Origin of the sequence: Niallia sp. Sow4_A1 (assembly GCF_052116745.1) — a bacterium.
In the GTDB taxonomy this organism is placed as follows: Bacteria; Bacillota; Bacilli; order Bacillales; family Cytobacillaceae; genus Niallia; species Niallia hominis.
Window position 1 is genome coordinate 1 of the sequence record NZ_JBQKKM010000158.1, and the last position, 325, is coordinate 325.

Consider the following 325-nt stretch of genomic DNA (forward strand, 5'->3'; position numbering starts at 1 on the left):
TAGTAAGATCCCTGAAAGATGATCAGGTTGATAGGTCAGAGGTGGAAGCGTGGCGACATGTGGAGCTGACTGATACTAATAGATCGAGGACTTAACTAAAATGATTACTCATTTCTTTCTTTTACTTCATAATCTAGTTTTCAGGGAATAATTTTTCGAAATTATACTTGAAAAAATCTCAAAAACATGTATAATAAAATATGTCTTGAGAAAAAGTCTGGTGGCGATAGCGAGAAGGTCACACCCGTTCCCATACCGAACACGGAAGTTAAGCTTCTCAGCGCCGATGGTAGTTGGGGGTTCTCCCCCTGTGAGAGTAGGACGT

The 325-nt window shown here is 40.6% G+C and carries 2 rRNA genes; both read left to right on the forward strand.

The features are described 5' to 3' along the window. Nucleotides 1-99: ribosomal RNA gene (locus tag ACTQ5K_RS25640) — 23S ribosomal RNA — on the forward strand; the annotation flags it as partial. Between the two features lie 117 nt (nt 100-216). Continuing rightward, a 5S ribosomal RNA gene (gene rrf / locus ACTQ5K_RS25645) occupies nt 217-325 on the forward strand; the annotation flags it as partial.